The organism is Flavobacterium rhizosphaerae (assembly GCF_046000445.1).
Classification (GTDB): domain Bacteria; phylum Bacteroidota; class Bacteroidia; order Flavobacteriales; family Flavobacteriaceae; genus Flavobacterium; species Flavobacterium rhizosphaerae.
In genome coordinates this window covers 150294-175129 of sequence record NZ_JBELPZ010000008.1, presented here as the reverse complement: position 1 = coordinate 175129, position 24836 = coordinate 150294, and the positions used below count along the sequence as shown (strand labels likewise).

17 protein-coding genes are annotated in these 24836 nt (G+C 42.5%); 9 read left to right on the top strand and 8 right to left on the bottom strand.

Features of this window, described 5'->3' with window-relative positions:
* The coding region (locus ABS766_RS09740) for a hypothetical protein (RefSeq protein ID WP_408084953.1) at window positions 1–1088 on the bottom strand (1088 nt) is incomplete at its 3' end.
* Window positions 1089–1136: 48 nt separating this feature from the next.
* Entirely contained in the window at window positions 1137–2642 is a 1506-nt protein-coding gene (locus ABS766_RS09735; RefSeq protein WP_408084952.1) for an AsmA family protein, read from the bottom strand.
* Between the two features lie 371 nt (window positions 2643–3013).
* On the opposite strand from ABS766_RS09735, the gene ABS766_RS09730 reads away from it, so the two are divergent.
* The 7 genes from ABS766_RS09730 to ABS766_RS09700 all read left to right on the top strand — a co-directional run bounded on the left by ABS766_RS09730 (window position 3014) and on the right by ABS766_RS09700 (window position 12195).
* Complete coding sequence (locus ABS766_RS09730) at window positions 3014–4258, top strand: OmpP1/FadL family transporter (RefSeq protein WP_408084951.1); 1245 nt, start codon at window positions 3014–3016, stop codon at window positions 4256–4258.
* An 11-nt stretch (window positions 4259–4269) separates the two neighbouring features.
* Complete coding sequence (locus ABS766_RS09725; protein ID WP_408084950.1) at window positions 4270–5814, top strand: SGNH/GDSL hydrolase family protein; 1545 nt, start codon at window positions 4270–4272, stop codon at window positions 5812–5814.
* Window positions 5815–5890: 76 nt separating this feature from the next.
* Complete coding sequence (locus ABS766_RS09720) at window positions 5891–6244, top strand: phage holin family protein (RefSeq protein WP_408084949.1); 354 nt, start codon at window positions 5891–5893, stop codon at window positions 6242–6244.
* 119 nt (window positions 6245–6363) lie between these two features.
* The gene (tig, locus tag ABS766_RS09715) at window positions 6364–7689 is read left to right on the top strand and encodes a trigger factor (RefSeq protein ID WP_408084948.1); all 1326 of its coding nucleotides are present in this window, start codon (window positions 6364–6366) and stop codon (window positions 7687–7689) included.
* 86 nt (window positions 7690–7775) lie between these two features.
* Complete coding sequence (clpP, locus tag ABS766_RS09710; RefSeq protein ID WP_408084947.1) at window positions 7776–8450, top strand: ATP-dependent Clp endopeptidase proteolytic subunit ClpP; 675 nt, start codon at window positions 7776–7778, stop codon at window positions 8448–8450.
* 74 nt (window positions 8451–8524) lie between these two features.
* Complete coding sequence (gene clpX, locus ABS766_RS09705; protein ID WP_408084946.1) at window positions 8525–9754, top strand: ATP-dependent Clp protease ATP-binding subunit ClpX; 1230 nt, start codon at window positions 8525–8527, stop codon at window positions 9752–9754.
* Between the two features lie 344 nt (window positions 9755–10098).
* The gene (locus ABS766_RS09700; RefSeq protein WP_408084945.1) at window positions 10099–12195 is read left to right on the top strand and encodes a glycoside hydrolase family 97 protein; all 2097 of its coding nucleotides are present in this window, start codon (window positions 10099–10101) and stop codon (window positions 12193–12195) included.
* Between the two features lie 53 nt (window positions 12196–12248).
* Here ABS766_RS09700 and ABS766_RS09695 read toward each other — a convergent pair whose 3' ends face one another.
* The 3 genes from ABS766_RS09695 to ABS766_RS09685 all read right to left on the bottom strand — a co-directional run bounded on the left by ABS766_RS09695 (window position 12249) and on the right by ABS766_RS09685 (window position 15336).
* Complete coding sequence (locus ABS766_RS09695; RefSeq protein WP_408084944.1) at window positions 12249–12413, bottom strand: hypothetical protein; 165 nt, start codon at window positions 12411–12413, stop codon at window positions 12249–12251.
* Between the two features lie 78 nt (window positions 12414–12491).
* On the bottom strand, window positions 12492–13739 hold the full coding sequence (locus ABS766_RS09690; protein ID WP_408084943.1) for a hypothetical protein: 1248 nt from the start codon (window positions 13737–13739) through the stop codon (window positions 12492–12494).
* 67 nt (window positions 13740–13806) lie between these two features.
* Window positions 13807–15336: a GH3 auxin-responsive promoter family protein gene (locus tag ABS766_RS09685; RefSeq protein WP_408084942.1), complete on the bottom strand. Its 1530-nt coding sequence runs from the start codon at window positions 15334–15336 to the stop codon at window positions 13807–13809.
* A 45-nt stretch (window positions 15337–15381) separates the two neighbouring features.
* Here ABS766_RS09685 and ABS766_RS09680 point away from each other — a divergent pair, with 45 nt between their 5' ends.
* The gene (locus ABS766_RS09680) at window positions 15382–16176 is read left to right on the top strand and encodes a DUF2797 domain-containing protein (protein ID WP_408084955.1); all 795 of its coding nucleotides are present in this window, start codon (window positions 15382–15384) and stop codon (window positions 16174–16176) included.
* A 47-nt stretch (window positions 16177–16223) separates the two neighbouring features.
* Here the strand turns inward: ABS766_RS09680 and ABS766_RS09675 are convergent, their stop codons facing one another.
* Entirely contained in the window at window positions 16224–18887 is a 2664-nt protein-coding gene (locus ABS766_RS09675) for an AsmA-like C-terminal region-containing protein (protein ID WP_408084941.1), read from the bottom strand.
* Window positions 18888–18932: 45 nt separating this feature from the next.
* Window positions 18933–20708 (bottom strand): signal peptide peptidase SppA, encoded by a 1776-nt coding sequence (gene sppA, locus ABS766_RS09670; RefSeq protein WP_408084940.1) that lies wholly within the window; start codon window positions 20706–20708, stop codon window positions 18933–18935.
* A 123-nt stretch (window positions 20709–20831) separates the two neighbouring features.
* Between sppA and folK the strand changes: the two genes are divergently transcribed.
* Window positions 20832–21962: a 2-amino-4-hydroxy-6-hydroxymethyldihydropteridine diphosphokinase gene (folK, locus tag ABS766_RS09665; protein WP_408084939.1), complete on the top strand. Its 1131-nt coding sequence runs from the start codon at window positions 20832–20834 to the stop codon at window positions 21960–21962.
* A 3-nt stretch (window positions 21963–21965) separates the two neighbouring features.
* On the opposite strand, the gene ABS766_RS09660 is transcribed toward folK, so the two are convergent.
* A complete protein-coding gene (locus ABS766_RS09660) occupies window positions 21966–24797 on the bottom strand; it encodes an Ig-like domain-containing protein (protein WP_408084938.1) in 2832 nt (943 codons plus the stop codon).
* Window positions 24798–24836 lie beyond the last annotated feature (39 nt).

The following is a 24836-nucleotide window of genomic DNA, read 5'->3' as shown; positions in this document are numbered from 1 at the left end:
CGTATGCCGTCTTCATAAATCTTGGCACCATCTATAGTGTATGAAGGATAATTAACATTGTTTATTAAATCTCCATCATTGCTAAATTTCATCAGTGTTAGCATTTCGGTTTCGGCAGAGCCGGATGTTCTGCTGTTGCTTGCGATGTAAAAATTACCGTTAGCATCAATATTACTGCTTACTAATGATGAATCTAAATTTGCCGGCGTTTGAAGGCTGTAATGTAATGTCCCCTCTCCTTCTAATTTTATAACCTGAATTTTTTTTGAAACACTAAGGGTGTATGCCAGATAAATATTATTTTGTGTATCTACATGGAAATTTCCAAGGTAAAAATATAACCCTTCATTATTGTTTATATAACTGCTCAGGCTATATGTTACCAGATTTTCATTGTCAATTATAAAAATAAATTGTTCGTATGTTCCTGTTGATACATTTTGATAGTTTTTTCTTTGATGTACAATATAAAATTTGTTATTAATAAAATACGTTTTATACCAAAGACCCATAATATCGGGGTTTGTATAGTTGATAAGCGTATTAACCAAATAATCGGTAATAATTTCTCCGGTAGCAGAAATAGTCATAAAATGCCATTGCGGGTATGTGTTGTAGGCTAAGTGGAGATTTCCATCAGAGTCAAGACCGGCACCGTCAAATTTTGCAAAGCCATAATTATTTTCCCATAATAAATTTCCCTGACTGTCTAATTTTGTAACTATTATTTTGTAATCGTAATTGTTATCAAAACTTTTGTAGGTGCAATAAATATTATTATTGTTGTCAATTAAAGTGGATACAGGTACATCATAAGACAATTTTGTGTTTCCGGATAGGCGCTTATTCCAGACTTCTTCCAAATTTTCATCAAGTTTTACAATATACACATCATTGAAAGTAGAATCTCTTTCTGTAATACATGTTATAATTTTATTACCATTGTTGTCATCATTAGAGAAAAACGTCTGGTCTCTATTGGTATGGTGATTAGACCCAAATGAATTTGCCTGTACCGGATTTAAAAAAGTTTGCGAAAAGCATATTTTAAAAAAAAGCAATGTAATTACAAGAAGTGTTTTTTTCATTGGTGGTGGTTTAAAAAAGTAATACTTTGGTGTAAAAATACCACTTTTTCAAATAACCGTGGTAACCAGACCGGGTAACATGGTTTCTTTGAGTCCCTCCTGTAAAAAAAGCCATAAAAAGTTAAAGACCGATTTATCTTTTTTACGTTCTACCGAAACATCAGCTTCTTTTTTGCCGCCATTACTGTCGTTTTTTACTAAGAGGTTACCTAAAAAGGTTTTTAGCTTGTGTTTTTTAGAGCCGTCACTTTTGTAAAGTTCTACTTTAAGGTCTTCATAATTTATAGCAAAATGCCCTGAGCCGCGTTCCCGGTTGCCGTTAAAAGTAAATTTTATATTATTTAATGTGCCCTGCGTGGTAACATTCATCAGTGGCTTTGATATTTTGTTCATGTATTGGCTGGGCAGGTTTTGTATATTTCCTATTATGGTAAACGAATCGCTTTTGTCTAATGTATTAAACGTCCAGGCTACATTAAGCGGTGCCGCCTTCATAAAAAGGCACTGCACATCTATTTTAGTATCGGGCAGGGTGTCTTTACCTACGGGGCTGTATATATTATATACTGAGGCATAAAATTTTGAAAACTCTACCTTGGCTGGTGGCCTGCTAAAGGTGTTTTGTTCCTCATATTCTATGGTACTGTTTTTAAGCATAATCTTATCGGCTTTGAGGTCAAATTTTATGCTTCGCAGCATGTTGCTATACAGTTTCTTTATACTGGGGTCATCTTTTGGCTCTTTGCTGCGGTATACATTGGCAAATACATTTTGAAGCACCACTTCGGGGGTGTGTATATACAGGGTATCATTATTATATCCCCAGTCAATTTTCTTTACGCCTATACTGTCGGCATTTACAGTGTACTGGTCATGTTCTACGGGAATCATTCGGGTATATTCGCGGCGGGTTTGCTTGGGCATCATGCGAAAGTCTTTTGCAGCTATAGCGCTGTCTGCCACGTTAAGACTGCCCAAATATATTTTGTAATTTACCCCGGCATCATAATACAGGCTATCGCACGAAAAAGCATAGTCTTTATACGTAACCGGAATTTTTTGGGCTACCGTTACGCTGTCTGCTGTAATGTTGCTTAACTCAAAACTTATGTGCGAGGCCAAAAGCGCGGGCTGTTGTGCAGAGTCCAGCAGGGCAAACCGCCCATCTTTTATTTGTAAGGTGCCTGCAGTAATACTGTTTTTAAACGGTTTTTTTACGGTGTCCTGTTCTTCGTCTTTATTTTTTGGGTACAGATTTACATCCGGCCTGTTTAGTATTACTTTTTTTACGTCAACATTTTTTTCCCGCCAAAGCTTCCATAAGTCCAGGTGTTTTACTTCGAGTTTTTCAATGTTGCCAAACATACCCTGCCTGTTAGCGCCATCGGTGCTGTCTTTAGGTGTTAGTTTGGCGTTGTATATTGTAAAATTTCCCGAAATAAGGTTTACGTCCATATCGCTATAACTCACATAATAGGGAAAGTCTTTTTCAGAATTTAATATTGAAGGGAGCTTTTTAGCGATATAATACTCAGCCCCCTTATTAAGGAGCACAATGAATAGGGCTAAAATGCCGAGAATAAGCAGTATTTTTTTAAAACGAGACATAAGTAAGGTAATTGTTGATGTAATTTACAACAATATGCCCTGTGTGCTAATTATTTATCTTTTTATTATGATTATAAATTTATTGCTGAATTAATGTTAACTAATGGGCGGGGCTACGCATAATTGTTTGATTTTTAAAAATATAATTAATATAGGTGCGCTTAATTTGATAATATGCTAAAATTTAATATATAATTTTGAGAAATAATTTATTATGAATGCATAATATTTTTGCCGTAAATATTGTTTAAACCATAATTTCATGCTAAATTTGATAGTGTGATTTTAAAAATGAGACAATTATTAATAATGAATGTATGAAAAAAATATTACCAATTGCGTTAACGGCATTAACAGCGGTATCTGCTTTTGCCGGGGGCTACAGGGTTAGCTTACAGGGCCAGAAACAGCTGGCTATGGGCCATACAGGGGTTGCGGTGGTAAACAGTGCAGAGACTTTGTTTTTTAACCCGGCGGGAGCCGCTTTTTTAAAAGACCGTTTTAACTTTTCGGCGGGGGGCAATGCATTGTTTGCACGCACCAAGTTTCAGAACGAAACGTATAACTGGAGTGCCTCTACCGAAAATTTTGGTACCCCGTTTGAGGTATATGCCTCATACCGCGCTACAGACTGGCTTACGTTTGGGGTAGCAGTGTACAGCCCTTACGGAAGCTCGGTGTCATGGGATAAAGACTGGCAGGGGTCTCACCTTGTTAACGATATTGACTTAGAGGCTATATATATACAGCCCAGCGTTACCTTTAAAGTAACCGATTACTTTAGTGTTGGCGGCGGCCCTATTTATGTAACCGGCGGGGTATCGTTAAACCGTAACCTAAACCGCAGCCTTACAGACGAAGAGGGTAACCGGTCTGATATTACTATAGAAGCCAAAAATGTAACTGCCTGGGGATGGACAGCCGGATTTATGTTTAACCCTGCCGATAATGTAAGGCTTGGGGTAAACTACCGTTCTGAAATTACTATGGAGGCACGCGACGGCGATGCTACTTTTCATGACCTGCCTGCCTTTGCACAGGGAACCTATACCAATACTACCTTTAGTGCCGACCTGCCATTGCCTGCCGAACTTACCGCAGGGCTATCGGTAGAGCTATCTGATAAATGGCTTGTAGCCTTTGATTATAACCGTGCGTACTGGAATGTGTATAAAACCCTTACAGTAGATTTTGCTAATAATACACCATCATCTGTAAACCCGCGCAATTATAAAGATGCCAGCACCTACAGGGTGGGTACGCAATTTAAACCGAACGATAAATTTGCTTTCCGGGCCGGATGGTATTTTGATGAAAGCCCCGTGCAGGATGGTTATTTTGCGCCTGAAACCCCACGTAATGATTCTATGGGCTTTACCGGAGGCCTAACGTACCAGATAAGCCCTAAACTTGGCATAGATGCATCGTTTCTTTACCTGCATTTTGATGAAACAGACAATTCTTATGACTACTATAATGAAGAGGGGCAGAATGTGTCTTTTGGGGGAACATATAAAAATGTGGTATTTTCTCCCGGGCTTGGTTTAACCTACAGTTTTTAAAACCCAGATTTATGAAAAATAAAATTATATATATAGCACTACTGGCAGCGGGTTTTACCGCGTGCGAGCCGGAATTTGAACATGAAGTAACCAATAGCGACTATAGCTCTGGCGATGCCGATTTTACTACCTATGTAGCTGTGGGTAATTCGCTTACGGCCGGATATATGGATGGCACCGTTTTCAGGACGGGGCAGCAATATTCTTTCCCAAACCTGTTGGCGCAGCAGTTTGCCTTGGTAGGTGGAGGGGCTTTTACACAGCCTTCGTATGAAGAGGATGTAGATAACCTCGGGGGTATTTCCGGCATTCCCGGTTTTTCTACCCGTTTAATTATTAATGCCTCTACTTCGTCACCAGAGCCTATAGCAGGTACCTCTACCATAACACTTACCCCGCAGGCAAAAGCCTATAATAATATGGGGGTTCCGGGTGCAAAATCGTTTCACCTGCTCAACCCAGGCTATGGCAATGCAGCCAACCTTTCGCTCGGCATGGCCAATCCGTATTTTGTTCGTACGGCCACATCGCCCAACGCAACGGTAATTGACGATGCCACATCATTAAACCCTACCTTTTTTACCTGCTGGATAGGCGCTAATGATGTGCTTTCTTATGCCACAACGGGCGGTATAGGCGTAAACCAGGAGGGTAATATCAATCCGGCTACCTACGGGGGCAATGATATTACCGATCCTAATGTGTTTGCCGGCACGTATAGTGCAATTATTGACAAACTAACCGCTAACGGCGCCAAAGGTGTAGTGGCTACCCTGCCTAATGTAACCTCTATACCGTTTTTTACCACCGTACCTTATGCGCCGCTTTCTCCTGATGCATTAGGTGGCACAGCAACCATAACACAGTTGAATACATCGCTTTACGGGCCTATGAAGCAGGTGCTTACCCTGCTTGGTGCCGGGGACAGGGTTAACCTGCTTAGCGATACGGCTGCCAACCCGGTTATTATAAAGGATGAAACATTGACCGACCTGAGTGCGCAGCTTACCGCAGCGTTTACACTTGCAGGGTATGATGCTGCCACGGCAGGATTTCTGGGGGCTACATACGGCCAGGCCAGGCAGTCCACTTCGGCAGACCTTATACTGCTTACCACACGCACGGTAATTGGCGCCAACGCCACAGGCGTGCCTGCACCGTTTAATGTGTATGGCGTAACTTATCCGTTACAGGATCAACATGTGCTTATCCCTTCAGAAAAAGCGGCTATAAACACGGCTACAACGCATTTTAATACAGCCATAAGGGATGTTGCCGCATCGCACAACCTTGCTGTGGCTGATATGAATCAAATACTGGGGCAGCTTGTTTCAGGTCTGCGTGTAGATGACGGGCAGATATATACTGCAGATTACTTTAGTACGGCTTCACTTAGCACAGTAGTTTTTTCGCTTGACGGTGTACACCCCAATGCGAGGGGGTATGCATTAGTAGCCAATGAGATTATCAAGGTAATAAATGGTTATTATAATGCCCATTTACCTCAGATAAACCCGGGGTATTATCCGGGCGCAACAATTTTGCCGACAAATTAAAAAATATAGAATATACTACTAAAAGCACCGGAAACTTCCGGTGCTTTTTTTAATTTTATAGCAAACGAAAATTTTTATGAAAGTACTTATTAATATTTTTTTTACCACAGTGTTTGTAGTGCTATTGGCGCAGTTTATGCCCGGTGTTAGGGTAGACAGTTTTTATACGGCTGTTATAGTGGCACTGGTGTTAGGGTTACTTAATATATTTATAAAACCACTGCTTGTTTTTTTAACCCTGCCGGCTACCCTTATAACCTTCGGATTGTTTTTACTGGTAATTAATGCGGTAATAGTGCTAATGTGCGACTGGCTGGTTGATGGTTTTGATGTGGTTGACTTTTGGCGTGCGCTGCTTTTTAGCCTGGTGCTTTCATTCTGCCAGTCGTTAGTATCAAAACTATCAGAAGATAACCCTAAAAAAAAGTAATTGGGCGGCGGCACGTGTTTTTATGGCGTGTTATTGAATTACAAAGTTTTAAAAAGTTGTACACTACATAAAAATACCTTAATTTTGCCACCCAATTTGAGTACAAAAAAACTGAAAGAATGAATATAACAAGAGAGCAGGTAGATGCCCTTAATGCTGTTGTAACAGTGGCTATTACCAAAGAAGACTATAAGCCAAAGGTGGATAAGGTACTGAACGATTACAGAAAAAACGCTTCGATACCCGGATTCAGGAAAGGCGCTGTACCTATGAGCCATATCCAGAAACAGTACGGCAAAGCCGTATTGCTTGATGAGGTAAACAAATTACTTCAGTCTTCGCTTAACGATTACCTTGTTGAGGAAAAGCTGGATATACTGGGTAACCCGCTTCCTAAAGTTACAGAAGATTTTAACTGGGATACAGATGATTACCAATTTGAATTTGAGCTTGGCCTGGCCCCGGAATTTACCGTAGACCTTGGCGCCACAAACAAAGTGGTAAAATATACCGTGGTTGCTAACGATAAAATGCTTGATGAGCAGGTAGAGCGCATACAAAAACAGTATGGTAAAATTATACCTAAAGAAACCGTAGAAGAAGGTGATGATATTACCGGTACCTTTACCAACGAGGAAAAAGGTATTAACAATACGGCTACTATAACTACCGATGTTTTTAAAACCAAAAAGGACGGTAAAAAATTTATAGGCAAAAAAGTGGGCGATGTGGTAACACTTTCTACCAAAGGCCTTTTTGATGACGACCATAAACTAATGGATTACCTTAAAGTAAGCCATGATGATGTGCACGGCCTTGATATTGAGGTGAACTTTACTATTGAAGAAATAAACACCCGCGAAAAAGCAGAACTTAACCAGGAACTTTTTGATAAGCTGTTTGGTGAAGGCACTGTAAGCTCTGTAGAAGAAGTAAAGGCTAAAATTAAGGAAGATGCCGAGCAGCAGTTTGCACAGCAGGCCGACCAGAAGTTTCTTAACGATGTTACAGAAGCACTTATAGAAAACACTAAATTTGACCTTCCTGAAGAATTTCTTGTAAAGTGGCTTCAGAGTGCCGGCGAAAAGCCAATGACTGCTGAAGAAGCTCAGGAAGAATACAACAAGTCTGAAAAAGGGCTGCGTTACCAGCTTATTGAAGGTAAAGTTATAACAGGTAATAACCTGCAGGTAACTTTTGAAGACCTTAAAGCATTTACATCTGTACTTATTAAAAAGCAGATGGCACAGTTTGGCCAGACAAACCCAACGGATGAAGAAGTTGATGGCATTGTAGCCCGCGTGCTTCAGAACAAAGATGAGGTGAAGAGGCTTAGCGACCAGTTGATGAGCGAAAAAATGCTGAACCTGTTTAAAGAACAGGTAAAATATAAAGAGAAAGAAGTATCGTACGAAGATTTTGTTAAGGAAATGTACGGCGAGTAAATCTCGTAAAAAATGAGTATCTTTGAACGTCGGCTTATACAAGCCGGCGTTTTTATATTTATTCATTAAACCATAAATTTTTACCTATGGATTTCGGAAAAGAATTTAAAAAATATGCCACTAAGCATCACGGCGTAAACAGTTTATATTACGATAAGTTAGTTAATAGAGTAACGCCCACAAACCTTACCCCGAACATTATTGAAGAACGCCAGATGAATGCTGTTGCTATGGACGTGTTTTCGCGCCTTATGATGGACAGGATCATCTTTTTGGGCACAGGTATAGACGATCAGATTGCAAACATTGTACAGGCACAGTTATTGTTTTTAGAAAGTACAGATGCCAGCAAAGACATCCAGATTTACATTAACTCACCAGGGGGTAGCGTATATGCCGGTTTGGGCATGTATGATACTATGCAGTATGTAAAGCCAGATGTTGCTACAATATGTACCGGTATGGCAGCCTCTATGGGTGCTGTGTTACTTTGTGCAGGTGCGGCAGGCAAGCGTAGCGCATTGCCCCATAGCCGTGTAATGATTCACCAGCCATCGGGCGGCGCACAAGGTGTAGCTACTGATATGGAAATCAACCTTCGCGAAATGCTGAAGCTTAAAGAAGAGTTGTACCAGATTATTGCCAAGCATTCAGGACAATCATTTGATAAAGTACATAAAGACAGTGAGCGTGATTACTGGATGAAAGCCCAGGAGGCTAAAGAGTACGGCATGATTGATGAGGTACTGGTAAGAGAATAAATTGTTTAACAATTAGTTATACTTAACAGGGGTGCCAAATAAGCGTCCCTGTTATGGTATAAAAAAGTAAAATAATGGCGAAAGAAGTATTAGAATGTTCTTTCTGTGGCAGGAAAAAGCCGGAAACCAATTTGCTTATTGCAGGTATAAGCGCACATATATGCGACCGCTGTATTGAGCAGGCCCACGGCATAGTGCTGGAAGAACTGAAACAAAGTGGCGGTGGTTCGCTAGCTGGAGAACTGGAACTTAAAAAACCTAAAGAAATACGGGCGTTTTTAGACCAGTATGTAATAGGGCAGGACCAAACCAAAAAAGTGCTTTCGGTTGCGGTATATAACCATTACAAAAGGCTGTTGCAGCAACAGGGAGACGATGAGGTTGAGATAGAAAAAAGTAATATTTTAATGGTAGGGCAAACCGGTACCGGTAAAACCCTGGTGGCTAAAACCATAGCGCGCATGCTTAATGTGCCTTTAACCATTGTAGATGCTACGGTATTAACCGAGGCAGGCTATGTGGGTGAGGATGTAGAAAGCATACTTACCCGTTTGTTGCAAGCTGCTGATTATGATGTAAAGAAAGCAGAACGCGGCATTGTGTTTATAGATGAGATAGATAAAATTGCCCGTAAAGGTGATAACCCATCTATAACCCGCGATGTAAGCGGCGAAGGCGTACAGCAGGCCTTATTGAAACTGCTTGAGGGGACGATAGTTAACGTGCCTCCAAAAGGCGGGCGCAAGCACCCGGACCAGAAATTTATAGAAGTTAATACCCAGGATATATTGTTTATTGCCGGTGGTGCATTTGATGGTATTGAGCGTGTTATATCAAAAAGGCTTAATCATCAGGCAGTTGGCTACAGTAACTCACGCAGGGATAACATTGATAAGGAGAATCTGCTACAGTATATCATCCCCAAAGACGTTAAGGATTTCGGGTTGATACCAGAGATTATAGGGCGTTTGCCGGTGTTAACTCACATGGATCCACTGGATAAGGAGACTCTGCGCGCCATACTTACTGAGCCCAAAAATGCGCTTATCAAGCAGTATACCAAGCTGTTCGCTATGGACGATGTTTCCCTTACGGTTACCGAAGATGCTCTAGACTATATTGTAGATAAAGCAATGGAATATAAGCTGGGAGCCAGGGGTTTACGTTCTCTTTGTGAGGCGATACTTACAGAGTCAATGTACGAATTACCGGGCAGCGAGGAAACCGAGTTGAGCATAGATCAGGAATATGTTGAACATCACCTGAATAAAACACTTTTAAAGCGTTTAAAAACGGCTTCATAGTTGCTTGCTTTTTAAATTAAAAATCAGTAATAACTTACAGAAAAGAGCCTGAAAAATCAAAATCGTTCACACTTTGTACAAAAATTACACTTGTGGTGTGAAACAAAATAACCAAAACCCTGTGCGAAAGCATGGGGTTTTTCACTTTTACCGCCTGCCCTGTTAAAGAGTTTAAAAGCCTGACTTAGACCTTATAATTTTTTGACCTTATGACATTCGGCTTTAAGGCTAAAAAAAATAAACTTTTCAACACGCAAAGGTTTTCGTAAGTTGTAAATGCATTATATTTAATTTAATTGGGCTTAAATTGATAATTTTAGGCATTCATCATAAAATAAGCTATAATGAAACAAATTATATTGGCAGTAATGGTATTTGCCGCCACTACTATACAGGCCCAGAAAATTTCATCGCCCGATAAAAACTTTGAAATGACGTTTGCGCTCTCGACCAAAGGCGAACCTACCTATGCGCTTACCTACAAAAACAAGCCGGTTATTAAAACCAGCAAACTGGGTATAGATACAAAAGATGTAGCGCCCATGCTGGACGGCTTTACTATTGATAAAACCGAAACAGCAACCTTTGATGAAACCTGGCAGCCGGTATGGGGCGAGGAGAAAACCATCCGCAACCATTATAATGAGTTAGCCGTTACCCTGAGCCAAAAGGCAGAGAACGGCCGTTACATCCGCATACGGTTTCGTTTGTTTAATGATGGTTTAGGCTTCAGGTATGAGTTTCCGTTGCAGGAAAACCTTACCTATTTTGTAATTAAGGAAGAACGCACGCAGTTTGCCCTGGCGGGAGACCACAAAGCCTTTTGGCTGCCGGGCGATTATGATACGCAGGAGTACAGCACCGTTACCAGTAAGCTGAGCGAAGTGCGTGGCCTTATGGACACCGCCATTACTCCCAATGCTTCGCAAACGCCGTTTTCGCCAACCGGGCTGCAAACCCCGCTAATGATGAAAAGTGATGATGGCCTGTACATTAACATACATGAGGCGGCGTTGGTAGAATACAGCTGTATGTCGCTTAATCTTGATGATAAAAATATGGTGCTGGAGTCCTGGCTAACGCCTGATGCCATTGGCAACAAAGGGTATATGCAGGCACCGTGGCAATCGCCGTGGCGTACTATTGTAGTAAGCGACAAAGCCGGTGATATACTGCTTTCGCGCATGATTTATAACCTGAATGAACCTACTGCCTACGAAGATACTTCATGGATAAAACCCGTAAAATACTGCGGCGTTTGGTGGGAAATGATTACCGGTAAAAGCACTTGGGCTTATGCCGATGTGCCAAGCGTGAAACTCGGTGAAACCGACTTTAATGCGCTTACGCCAAACGGTAAGCACGCTGCCAATACCGCCCACGTAAAAGAGTATATAGACTTTGCTGCCGCCCATGGCCTTGATGCTGTTTTGGTAGAGGGGTGGAATGTAGGCTGGGAAGACTGGTTTGGAAAATCTAAAGATTATGTGTTTGATTTTGTAACGCCATACCCTGATTTTGATGTGAAAGAACTGCACCGCTATGCAGCAAGCAAAGGCATTAAGATGATTATGCACCATGAAACATCGGGTGCTGTGCGTAATTACGAGCGTTGGATAGATAAAGCGTACCAGTATATGGTTGATAACGGCTATAACGCGGTAAAAAGCGGCTATGTGGGCGATATCATTCCGCGTGGCGAATACCATTATGGGCAATGGATGGTAAACCATTACCTGTATGCCGTTAAAAAGGCGGCTGAATATAAAATTATGGTAAATGCGCATGAGGCGGTACGCCCTACAGGCCTTGCACGTACTTACCCTAACTTAATTGGTAATGAGTCGGCAAGGGGAACCGAATATGAGTCGTTTGGCGGTAATAACCCCGACCATACCACCATATTGCCGTTTACCCGTTTAATGGGTGGGCCTATGGATTATACACCCGGTATCTTCCAGACAAAAATCAGCGCCTACAACCCGGATAATAATTCGTTTGTGCATACCACTTTGGCAAAACAGCTGGCGCTGTATGTAACTATGTACAGCCCGCTACAAATGGCTGCCGACCTGCCGGAAACCTACAAAAAGCACTTGGATGCTTTTCAGTTTATAGAAGATGTGGCGGTAGACTGGGACCAGACCTGGGTACTGGAAGCCGAGCCGGGCGATTATATTACCATGGCGCGTAAAGCCAAAGGTAAAGAGGAGTGGTACCTTGGTGCCATTACAGACGAAAATACCCGTGAGGCTACCTTTACGTTTGAATTTTTACCGAAAGGCAAAACCTATACAGCTACTATTTATGCCGATGGTAAAGATGCCAGTTACGATAATAACCCGCAAAGCTATACCGTTAAAAAAGTAAAGGTAAACAGCAAAACCAAACTGAAGCAAAAACTGGCTACCAGCGGTGGTTGTGCTATAAGTGTTAAGTAGAGATTATAATAATTCTGTAAAACAAAAATCCCCCGCAACAGCGGGGGATTTTTTTATGCATTCTTTTTAAAATCAGGTGTATCAGCAGTTTTAACGTCATTGCTGTTATCCGTTATACACCGGCCACCGCGCCCACTGCAACCATAATGGTGTTTTGTGGCACAAGAGGTTAATAACATAACTGAAGCTCCAATGGCTAAAAAATACTTCTTCTTCATATAATCATCTTACATTTAATTGTTTGCGTATTATATAATGCAAATACAATGCCAAAATATCCAATCAGGATTCGTGATTTATTTAAATATAAACCCGGCTTGCAGCATAAAGTCGGTGCGTGTACCTGTAAACTGTGTATCGCCATGTTCTATATTAACCCCCAGGGTAAACAGGTTTTTACCTGTCTTAAAGTCAATACCCGCACCTGCTGAAAGTATGGCTTTAAGGGTAGTGCCTTTAGAATCCAGCGATTCATTATACACATTGTCATTAGATGGCGAAGAATTATTAAGCGGTGTAGAACGGTAGTTATATTCGCCCTTTTGGCTCAGGTAAAGTGCAGCACCACCTCCCAATTTAAAGTAAGGGATAACAGGCCATTCACTGCTGTAAAAAGAATATTTAAACGATAGCGGAAGTTTCAGGGTTACAAATTTTACATTGGCCTTATAAATATACCGTAGCGGAGACAATGTCCTTTCTTTGTCAGACTCATACTCAGCTATATTAAGCGAAGGGGTAAACAGCACGGCATATTTATTTTCACCAATAAAATTAAGGTTAAAATTTACAATAGCGCCAACTTCATAAGTAACCGTCTTATCAAAATCCAGGTTAGCATCCACATTATAGTCGCTGGAGCCAATTTGCCTTTCGGCTGTTTTTATGGTTGAGGGGCCTGCAGCTATATAAGCGCCATAATTAACCGTTATCGTTTTGTTTCTTGGGCTGTTAAACTGTTTACCGGCTTCTGATGGCGAGCTTAGTTTCTGGTAGGCTTTTGCAAGGTCTGTAAGGTCACTTTTATAACATTTGGTGCGGTCTATTTTGTCGAGTATGGCAGGATGGTCTTTTAAAAGGTAGCGCAGCTGTATTTTATACCGCTCAGATTTTTTAGCCAGCCCGTTTATAACATTTTTATGGATGAGTTCCACAAATGTTGTATCTTTTGCTACAAAATAATGCTCCTCAGCATCTTTTGTGTAATAAAATATACTCAGGTCGCCTTCGTATACATATTCTAAAAATACCTTGTCCTTTACTTCATCATACCTGTTGTATGATACGTAGTATTTACCGTTTTCTATATGGTAGGATTTTAATTCATCCGGGTGGTATGAGGTAGTAGCATCGCTGTTTGCATTTCGGAAATCACAAACCAAAGTATTGTATTTTTCGCTACGGTTGTCAATATCGCCCTTAAGCGTATCGCCCATTAGCGTTACAACATAGCCGGGTTTAAAGTTAGACTGGGCATTTATACCCGTAAAAACAAACAGGCATAAAAGGGCAAAGCAGGCCTTTTGTAAAGGAGTGGTAATCATGGTAGTGTTAATTGGTTAATTAAAATCCAAATATAGATTTTTTTTTAATTAACGCTACTGCAAGGCCTTATCCCACTAAACTTTTTTTCTGCATGGCCTTTAGCTCTTCAACATAATGCCTTTCATTACTCAGGCGGGGTATTTTATGCTGCCCACCCAGTTTGTCGCGGTCTTTTAACCAGTCATAAAACAGTTTTGGGCGTGCTACATTTAAAACCAGCGGGTTAAGTGTCATGTTATTATAACGCTTGGCCTCATAATCGCTGTTTACTTCCTGCAATGCTTTGTCAAGAAACTGCTGAAATTCATCAGGGTTTTGTGGCGGGCTTTTAAACTCTACAATCCATTCATGCGCACCTTTTTGTTTACCCTCCATAAACACAGGGGCTACGGTATAATCAAGCACTTCAAGCCCGGTTTGTTTACACGCTTTTGCAATGGCGGTATCGGTATTTTCAATCATTAACTCTTCGCCAAAAACATTAATGTGGTGCTTGGTACGCCCGGTAATTTTTATACGGTATGGGTTTACCGATGTAAAACGCACCGTATCGCCAATCAGGTACCGCCAAAGCCCGGCATTGGTGGTTATTACCACAGCATAATTTTTATTTTTTTCTACTTCGGCAAGCGGAATTACCTTTTGGTTCGGGGTACCAAAAGTATCCATTGGGATGAATTCATAAAATATACCATAGTCCAGCATCAGCAGTAATTCATTGCTGTCGTTACTGTCCTGTATGGCAAAAAAGCCTTCAGAGGCATTATAAATTTCATAATAGCGGAAACCCGGTTTGGGTATTATTTTTTTGTACTGTTCGCGGTACGGCTCAAAGCTAACCCCCCCATGAAAGTACACCTCCAGGTCGGGCCATATTTCAGTCAGGTCTGTTTTGCCTGTTTCTTCCAGTACACGGTTTAGTAAAACAAGCATCCACGAGGGTACCCCTGCAAAACTGGTTACGTTTTCATGAATGGTTTCCTGCACTATAGCGTGCAGTTTATGCTCCCATTCCCCCATCAGGCTTACCTTGTTGCTGGGCGTACTGCTAAATTCTGCCCAAAAAGGCATATTGTCTATCAATATGGCCGATAGGTCGCCAAAAAAAGTATTATTATCTTCATACAATTGTTTACTGCCGCCAAGCCTCAGGCTTTTCCCGGTAAAAAGCTGCGAGTCTTCATTGTTGTTCAGGTACAGGCACAGTAAATCTTTACTGGCTTTATAATGGCAGTCTTCCAGCGCTTCGTAGCTTACGGGTATAAATTTGCTTTTGGCATTGGTAGTGCCGCTGCTTTTGGCAAACCATTTTATTGTAGCAGGCCAAAACACATTTTGTTCGCCACGGCGTGTTTTTTCTATCAGCGGTTCCAGGTCTTCGTAGGTAGATATAGGTACGCGGCTGGCAAAGTCGCGGTAGTTTTTAACCGAGGTAAAGCCGTATTGTTTACCTATATCAGTATTTTCAGCGGTAGTTACCAAGTTGTGCAGTAATTCTTCCTGTACCTCGTTTGGGTATTTCATGAACAACTCAATCTGGTGTATCCTTTTTTTAAGTATCCAGGATGCAATAGAATTTATGATTGGCAGGGCCATATATATGTTTTATATTTATGCCACATAAAAATAGTAATTTTTTTGATGCAATACGAGGGCGTACTTACAAAAATGCAAACTGAGCAAGGAGTGCCTGTTCAGTATTTTATGGTGTTTAACGATGGTTTTCTTAATGTGAACCAGGCACTGGGCCGCGAAATGGAAATTACCTTTATGGGTTTTCAGTGCCTTAACTGCAGTAAGAAGAAGAAAATATGGCGCATGGGCTTTTGCTATGACTGTTTTTACAGCATACCCAGCGCGGGCGACTGGATAATGCGCCCCGAACTGAGCACCGCACACCTGGGTGTGGCAGACCGCGATATTGAGTATGAAAAACGGGTGCAGTTGCAGCCGCATGTTGTGTATTTGGCTTCATCTAACGATATGAAGGTGGGCGTTACCCGAAAAACGCAGGTACCCACGCGCTGGATAGACCAGGGTGCCAGTTTTGCCATGCCCATTGTAGAGGTACCCAACCGGTACCTGGCCGGCATTACCGAAGTGGCGCTGAAAGCACATTTTAGCGACAAGATTAACTGGAAAAAAATGTTACAGAACAAGGTGGCTGATATAGACCTTGCTGCACGCCGCCGGGAGATACTCCCGTTATTGCCCGAAGAGGTACAACCTTATTTTGAAACTACTGCCGAAACATTGCACACTATAGAATATCCGGTGCTGCAATACCCTGAAAAAATCAGGAGCCTTAACCTTGCAACCACACCGTTTTACAGTGGTAAACTGGTGGGCATAAAAGGGCAATACCTTATTTTTGAAGATGGAACCGTACTCAACGTACGTTCTTACGAAGGGTTTACGGTACGGATAAGCATATAATAAAAGAGGGCCGCTAACCGGCCCTCTTTTGATTAATATTATCTGTATTATTGCTTCTTATTCTTATTTAAAAGGTTCTGCAACCCTTTTTTAACCGCTTCTTCTGCTTTTTCTTTTACCTGTTCCTGCGCTTCTTCTTTAGTAACAGGCACTTTGGTTTTAGTAGTATCAGTAGAATTTGTTTGCCCTTTAATAAAATTGGTAAGGGCTTCGGTACCTTTGGTTTTGGCTTCTTCAACCAGTTTGTCTTTTAACTGGTTAGTAAGGTTAGTAACCGATTTTGAAAGGTCTGTGCTTACTTTAGGGTTGTCAAAAGTACCGGTAAGCAGTGCCGTAACCGGAACCATCATTTTAGAGGCGTCTACATTGCCGTATTTTGCCAGCAGTTTTGTAACATCACTGCCAAGGTATTTGGCAGGTACATCAAATGTTACATTATAATTCATGCTCTGGTCAAAACCGTGTTGCCCGGCTATTTGTATTTTTATATCCTGGTATTTAAGGTCAAACGGTTTAATGTTTACTTTACCGTCATCAAAAGTCAGGTTAATTTTCTGGTTGTTCAGGTTTAGGTTATCCAGGTTAATAAACTTAACATTATTGTTTAGGGCACTCAATAATTTAGATTTTTCAGGGTTAAGCGCCGCCGAAGCCAGCTCACCACCCAATGACCCTGTAAGTGTATTTAGGTCCGGAGTCATTTCCTTACTCTCCAAAAAGCCTTTAACAGCTATATTAGTGTTTAATTTACCGGTAATTACCTGGGCAATTGGGGCTATTTTTTTAAGCATATCCAGTTGCGTGAATGATTGTGTAATATCCAGGCTTTTTAACGCAAGCGCCATATCAAAGGTAGGTTTGGCGCCTTTGGTAGATACATCTCCGTTTAAGCCTATCTGTCCGCCAAAAATGGTGGTTACCAGGTCTTTCAGGCTAACAGTCTCATCCCGTATTACCATTTTACCCGATACGTTACTCAGGTTCAGGTTGTCATATACAACTGAGTTGGCTTTTGCGGTAATGGTACAGTCAAGAAAAGCCGGAATTTTAACCGCATCGCCACTGGTAGTAGTGGTTTTGGTAGTGGTTGTTTTCTCATCCTTTTCCTCTTCCTTAACTACAGTAGTGGTAGTTTTTGTTTCTTCGGCCATAAAATCAGAAACTACAAGCTTATCAGAGCTAAGCGCAAAATTACCTTTAAGGGTTTGATCTTTAAATAAAAACCCGTAAAAATTATCCAGCGTACCATTAACAGATAAGTCCGATTTTCCTGTTTTCGCATTAAATCGGTTAAGCGTTACCCTGCTGGGGTTAAACTGCATATCGGCCTCGTTTATAACAAACGGACTTTTAAAACCTTCTACATTATAAGTAAAACCGGTAAGGTTTAAACTGCCGCTGTTTTTTATTTTTTCGTAGGTTCCGGCTTCTACCGATGCCATATCAAATTGTGTGTCAACATCAGCTTTCAGCATTCCGCTTAGCGGAATATCAAGTTTTACAGGGTATGCCTTGCTGAAGTTAGCCAGGTTAATAGTGCCTTTAAGGGCAGCATCTACCAGCGGGTTATCCATTACATTGCGTATATGGGCGCTGGCAGTAAACACATCCTGGTCTATACGGAAAGCCAGTTTATTAAGGTCTACATAGGTATCGTTAAGTATGCCCGTTTCGTTTATTATTATACAATCTATAGTAATATCCTGAACCGATTTTGGTAAGTCTGGGTATTTAAACGAGGCATTATCAGATGCCATGGCAACGTTAAACTTAGGTACACTGTTATCGCCATTCAGGCCGTTAACTTTACCATTAATGGTAAAATCGCCCGTGGTTTGCACCGAGGCCAGGCTGCCGGAATAGGCTTCAGGTACCAGCCCCAAAAAGTTTTTAAACGATGAAGTAGGGGTTTTAAAGGTAAGGTCAATTTGCTGTCCCTGCTCTACTAATGCCACGCTGCCGTCAAACTCCAGCGGAAGCTGGTTTATAAGCGCTTTATTTTCTTTAAAGGTATACACGCTGTTTTCAAGGTCTATGCCCAATACGGCATCAAGCTTTAACCGTACATCGCGCATGTAGTTGGTTTTATCCATGTCAAAAGTAAGCTTTGCCGTGGTTTCGGTATCCAGGTCCAGCTTGCTCTGCTCAAAGTTACCAAAGCCCTTATGGTACAGGCTGTCTATTACAAGATTCATTTTAGAGCCTTCGTCATAGTAACGGAAACGCAGGTTTTCTACATTATAATCATGAACGTTAAGGGCAAAAGGTTTGCTTGCTGTTGTATCTGCCGGTGTTTCTTCGGCATTTTTTACAGCTATATCAAAGTTGCCCACACCATCTTTGTTAAAAAGTATATTTACAATACCGTCTTTGGTGCTAAATGATTCCAGGTTAATAGGTTCGCCCGCATCATTAAACAATTCTATTACAGACATGTTGAGGTTAATCTCTCCCATATATACCAGCGTATCGCCTTCAAACGGAGCCTTATTTATAATGCTCAGCTTATCAACGGTAACGCTTGCCTTTGGAAAATGGCTGAAAAGGCTCAGGCTTACATCCTCAAAAGCCACATTGGCGTCAACCTGTTCGTTGATGGCTTTAAGTACCATCGACTTAATTTTATTTTTAAACAGAAACGGTGCAGCGGCCAAAAGCAGTACCAGTACCAGCAGTACAATACCTGTCCACTTTAATATCTTCTTAACCATGATTAGTTTTTTTGCCTAAATTACAAAATATAATTAGGTTTACGGTTACTGAATAGTTATTTCAAAAGGCATTACCGCCTGTGTACCCCTTAATTTTGTTACACGCCTTATGCGTTGTATCACCTGGTAGTTCTCTTCACCCACCTCTTCACGAATCATGTCTTCTTTTGCAGATACCACAGGGAAACCGGCCAGTCTGTTTATAAGGTCTTCTATAGAACGCTCATATTCAGGATAGTTTTTTACAGAGTAATCATCCGTCTTACCCATTTTAGCGGCATATTTCACTGCATCGTCAAGGCTGCCTATTTCATCGGCCAGCCCAAGCTTCACAGCATCTGTACCTACCCATACACGGCCCTGTGCAATAGCATCTACAGCCTCCGGAGTCATCTTCCTTCCTGTAGCTACACGGTTTACAAACGTGGTATATATATCCTCAACCCCTTTGGTAAGCACCTCGCGGGTTTTATCATCAAGTGGGGTAAAAACACTATATCCTGCAGCATTGTCGTGCGTACTTACGGTTTCGGTATGTACACCAATGTTGTTAGAAAGTTTTGTAAAGTTGGGCAGTACGCCAAACACACCTATAGATCCTGTTATGGTGCCGGGTTCAGTAAATATTCTGTTTGCACCACAGCTAATATAATAACCGCCGGATGCGGCATAGTTACCCATAGATACAATTACCGGTTTTTGCTTTTTAGCCAGTTCTACCTGCCTCCATATCAGTTCAGAAGTAAGCGCGCTGCCCCCAGGAGAGTTTACACGCAGCACAATGGCTTTTACACTTTCATTATCAAGCGCGGCATGAAAAGCATCAGTAATAGCCTTTTCGCCAATTACATCAACATCACCATCGCCACCGGCTATTTCACCCTGTGCATAAATAACGGCTACCTCGTCTTTGGCATCGGCCAGCAGGTCGTCCAGCGCATGGGCTTTTACATAATCAAGTATCTCAACTGTGTTGTATTCTTCATCTTTTTTAACCTTAAGCGCTTTTTTAATGCCGCTTATATACTGGTCTTTATACCCAATTTTATCTATCAGGCCGGTTTGCTTGGCCAGTTCGGCATTGCGTGCCCCAAGCCTGTTGGCAATACTATTAAGGCTGTCAGTACTTATTTTTCGGCTTTTAGAAATATCCGTTACAAAAGTATCCCATTCAGCATTTAAAAGTACCGTAAGCTGCTCGCGGTTTGCCGGGCTCATTTCATTGGCAAGAAATGGCTCAACAGCGCTTTTATATTTACCGTGGCGAATTACCTCCATGGTAATGCCGGTTTTCTCCTGTAGTTCTTTATAAAACATTACCTCTAACGAAAGGCCTTTAAAATCAAGGTCGCCTACCGGGTTAAGGTAAAGGGTATCGGCCACAGAGTTTATATAATAATCCCTTTGGGAATAAGAATCTGAATAGGCCATAACAAATTTGCCCGATTTTTTAAACTCCTCCAGTTTATCACGCAGGGCTTTGCTTTGTGCTATCCCCAATAAAGAGGTGCTGTTTGTTATGGTAATGCCTTTAATCTTATCGTCTTTTTTAGCTGTTTCAATGGCTTTAAGCACATCGCTGAGGCCTTTGTGGGGTTCAGAATTCAGCATTTCAAAATCTGTAAAAATAAATTTTCCGCTATAATCTTCCGTTACTTCCGAAAGGTCCAGCTCTATTACAGAGTTGTCTTCAACCGTTACAACATCTTCTTTTCCACTCCCGCCGGCAATAACGCCCACAAATACTATTATTATAAAAAATAAAAAGCAAAACAGGAATAAGCCTACAATAGTGGCCAGTACATTTTTAAAAAATTGCATGATATAATTGTTTTATGCTTATAAGTAGCAAAAGTAAAAGATATGTTACAATACTGCGGTATGCTTTTTAAAATTATCAACATACTGCGGCTCACACAAAAATGTTTAGTTACTTTGCAGGCTATGAAATTTCAGAATACCGCTATTTTATCATTGGGCAGCAACATAGGGAACAGGCTTAGCCACCTGCAAGATGCTGTAAATTATATACATAACCATATAGCCACTGTTGTTAAGGTTTCTGCCGTGTATGAAACGCCTGCCCTTGGTTTTGAGGGTGCCCCGTTTTATAATTGCGCCATTGTTTTGCATACTATTAAAACTCCTCAGGATGTATTGCTTGGCATACTTGAGGCAGAACAAGAAGGCGGCAGGGTACGCAGTGCTTCGGGCGGGTACGCTTCCCGCACTATTGATGTTGATATTATAGCCTATAATGACGAGGTAATACATACACCGCAGCTGCAAATACCACACCCACGCATGCAGGAGCGCAATTTTGTGCTATACCCCATGAAAGATGTAGCGCCGCACTGGCAGCATCCGGTTTTAAAGGCTGGGGTAAAAGAGTTGTTGCAGAACACAACCGATATGAGCAGCTGTAAGCCTGTAGAAAAACTTGAACTTCCCGGTGTGGGGTTAAACCCTTCACGCTTTAATTATATTGCCATTGAAGGCAATATAGGCGCCGGAAAAACTACCCTTGCTACTAAAATATCTGAAGATTTTAATGCGCGGCTCATACTGGAACGTTTTGCCGATAACCCCTTTTTGCCTAAGTTTTATGAGGATGGGCAACGCTATGCTTTTCCGCTTGAAATGTCTTTTCTGGCAGACCGTTACCAGCAGATAACGGATGACTTAGCCCAGTTTGACCTTTTTACCGATTTTATAGTAGCCGACTACCATATTTTTAAATCGCTTATTTTTAGCCGTGTTACCTTGGCAGAAGAGGAATACAGGCTGTACCGCAGGCTGTTTGATATTATGTATAAAGAATTGCCCAAGCCCGGGCTGTATATTTACCTGCACCAGAATACCGAAAGGCTGCTGGAGCATATAAAAATGCGCGGGCGCAGTTATGAGCAAAATATAAACGCTGCCTACCTTGATAAGATAAACAGCGGCTATACAGAGTATATTCGCGCCGCGCCGGGCTTAAATGTGCTGATTATAGATGTTACCTCCCGCGATTTTGTAAACCGCCAGGAAGACTACATCTGGCTGCTCAACCAAATAGGGCAGCACCGCTAACCGTTAGCGTAGCAGCGCAAAATGCCCTAATATTTCTGGTGTTTTCCGGTCTATTTTTATGGAATACCAGTAATCGTCTGCCGGTAACGGACTGCCGTTAAAAGTGCCGTCCCAGTAGCGGTTGGTATAATTAAGTACTGTCAGTAATTTTCCGTAACGGTCAAAAATAGCTATTTCGGCATCCGGCAGGGCACTCATGCCCGCCAGGGTAAACATATCGTTTACACTATCGCCGTTAGGGGTAATGGCTTTAGGGATCAGGTAAATTATAAAGTTTTTAAAATCTTCACCACATCCGGCAAGCGACCGCGCAAAAGCGGTGTAGCCGCCCGCAGGCAGGTTATAAAATACTGGCGATGGCTGAAAGTTTACCCCGTCAACCGAATAAATATAGTCCTCAGTATTCTGCCCGTCCATTACAATGGTAGCGCTGTCATTAGTAAGTATAATTTTTTCTATTACCGGCTCCGGTATGGTTGATGTGGTAAAGGTGCGTACCCCGCTGCAGCCTTCGGCATTGGTTATGGTTACGCTATATTCACCGCCATCGGTTACCGCTATGGTTTCTGTAGTCTCCCCGGTAGACCACAGGTATTGCATACCCGGCGTGCCGGCCTCTAATGGTTGTTCGGTGCCTTCGCAAAACGCAATATCTTCATCCGGTAATATATCCGGCAGGGCAACAAAATTTACTGTAACTTCCTCCCGTATTGGCGAAGCACAGCCGCTGTCTACCGCTTCGGCATAAAATGTAGTGGTTACAGTAATAAGAGGGCTGTCTATACTGGTTCCGGTGCCTATAAGGGTGCCGCCTGTAGGGGCATCATACCAGTTTATAGTACCTGCAGTAGAAACCGCTTCGAGGGTTACAATACTCTCGCCACAAGCCGTAACCGGGGTAGTTACCGTAACCGAAGGCAGCGGTGTAACCGTTGCCGTAACTGCTTGCCTTACTGCCGATGCACAGCCTTCGGGGCTAAGCGCTTCGGCATAATAGGTAGTAGTGGTATACAGGTAAGGTGTTGTAAAAACAGTGCCGGTATCAAGCAGGTTACCGCCCGTTTGGGCATCATACCAGTTAACAACCCCGTCAGAAGGGGTAATTTCAAGGGTGACAATACCCTCTACACATACATTATTCTCTATAATATTGCTAAGGGTAGGCAGTGGGTTTACCGTAACGGTTACAGGCGTGCGGGCAGCAGATACACAGCCGTTGTTATCGGCCTCGGCATAAAAGGTTGTGGTAGCCGTAATAAGCGGGCTGGTAATGGTATTACCGGTGTCTATAAGGTTTCCCCCTGTTTGGGCATCATACCATTTTAATATACCGGCCGAAGGCGCACCCTGTAGTGTTGCAGTGCCCTCGCCGCAAAGGTCGGGAGGTGTAAGGACAGAAACCACCGTAGGCTGTGTAGCAACGGTTACGCTAATGGCTGTCCTGGCACCCAGCGTACAGCCTTGGGGGCTGGTAGCTTCGGCATAGTAAGTGGTATTAGCAGTAAGCGCCGGGGTAGTAAAACTACTTCCTGTAGCAAGCGCTGTGCCTCCTGTAACGGCATCATACCATGTTATGGTACCTGCTGAGGGTGTAGCCTCCAGTTGCGCTGTAGTGCCATAGCAGGTGTTAACGGTGCTGTTTGCCGTAATGGTAGGGTAAGGGTTTATAGTAGCTATAACAGCAGTACGGTTTGCCGTAGTGCACGAGGCATCATAAGCAGAAACGTAATAGGTAGTAGTTGCGTTAAGCGATGGGGTAGTAAACGTAGTGCCCTGCGCTATAGGTGCGCCGCCTGTTGTAGCGTCATACCAGTAAACTGTGCCGGTATCGGTGGTTGCTGCAAGGCTCAGGGTGCCCTGTCCGCAGCGGGATGCGGGCGTTGTACCGGTTACATAAGGTATGGTAAGGGTCGTGCTGGTAGATATATCCAGGGGAGATTCACCCGGCATACCGCCAAATTCAACAATATAGCCCTGGGCATCATATCCAGTGCCTGCGCCGCCGCCTGCATTAGGTAAATCGTTCCATGAACCGGAAATACCCAGCCCTGGCGCTGTTACGTGTGCATAATCTTCTTCGCCCTGGTTGTTTGGCTCACCTGTATTCCAAAAGGCAAAATTTGGGGTAGTGCCATTAGGCCCACCGTTCCAGAATATAGTACCGGCTTCGGGCCCGGTCATCCACCTCCATACGCCTTCTGTCTGGGAGTCGCTGCCGCCTATCCAGCCATTGCCGGACGACTGTTCGCCACAAAGCTGTGCTTCCTCGGCAGAAAGCAGGGTGGCAAGGTACCCCTGCAGGCCATAATAGGTGCTGTTTTCGGCAGCAGCTTTAGCATTGGTCCAGGTTATACCCAAAGAGGGTACAAACATATAATAATGTTGTGTAGAGGGCAGGTAATTGGCCTCGCCTATGGTTATTGAAAACGTACGGCTGCCCGAAGGGTTTGCGCCGCTGTTGTTAAATAGTACATTGTGCACCGCATTTACCAGTATGGCGTAGGACAGCTCCTGCCCGCCAACGCCCGATATGGTTAGCTTGCCTGCAGTGGAATTCCAGCTGGTGGCAACATTGGGTATAGGGCCGCTGAGGCTCAGCAAATCCTGCCCGTACACGTAACCTGATGATATCTGTATATAGAGGGCTTCGGCATGGTCAGGCCCGTTATTTGGCGGGGTTATGGTAAACGAAGGGGCAATAAAAATAGGAGTACCCGGGCAATATATCTGGTTGTCTGTGGCATTAAGCACCGGCGCTGCATTTTGGGAAAAAGCAGGGAGGCTACAAACCGTAAATAGCAATAGTGTGAAATAAAACGATATAGTATTCTTCATCCGGTAAAAATATGAAATTATTTTTACGGGATTTATAAT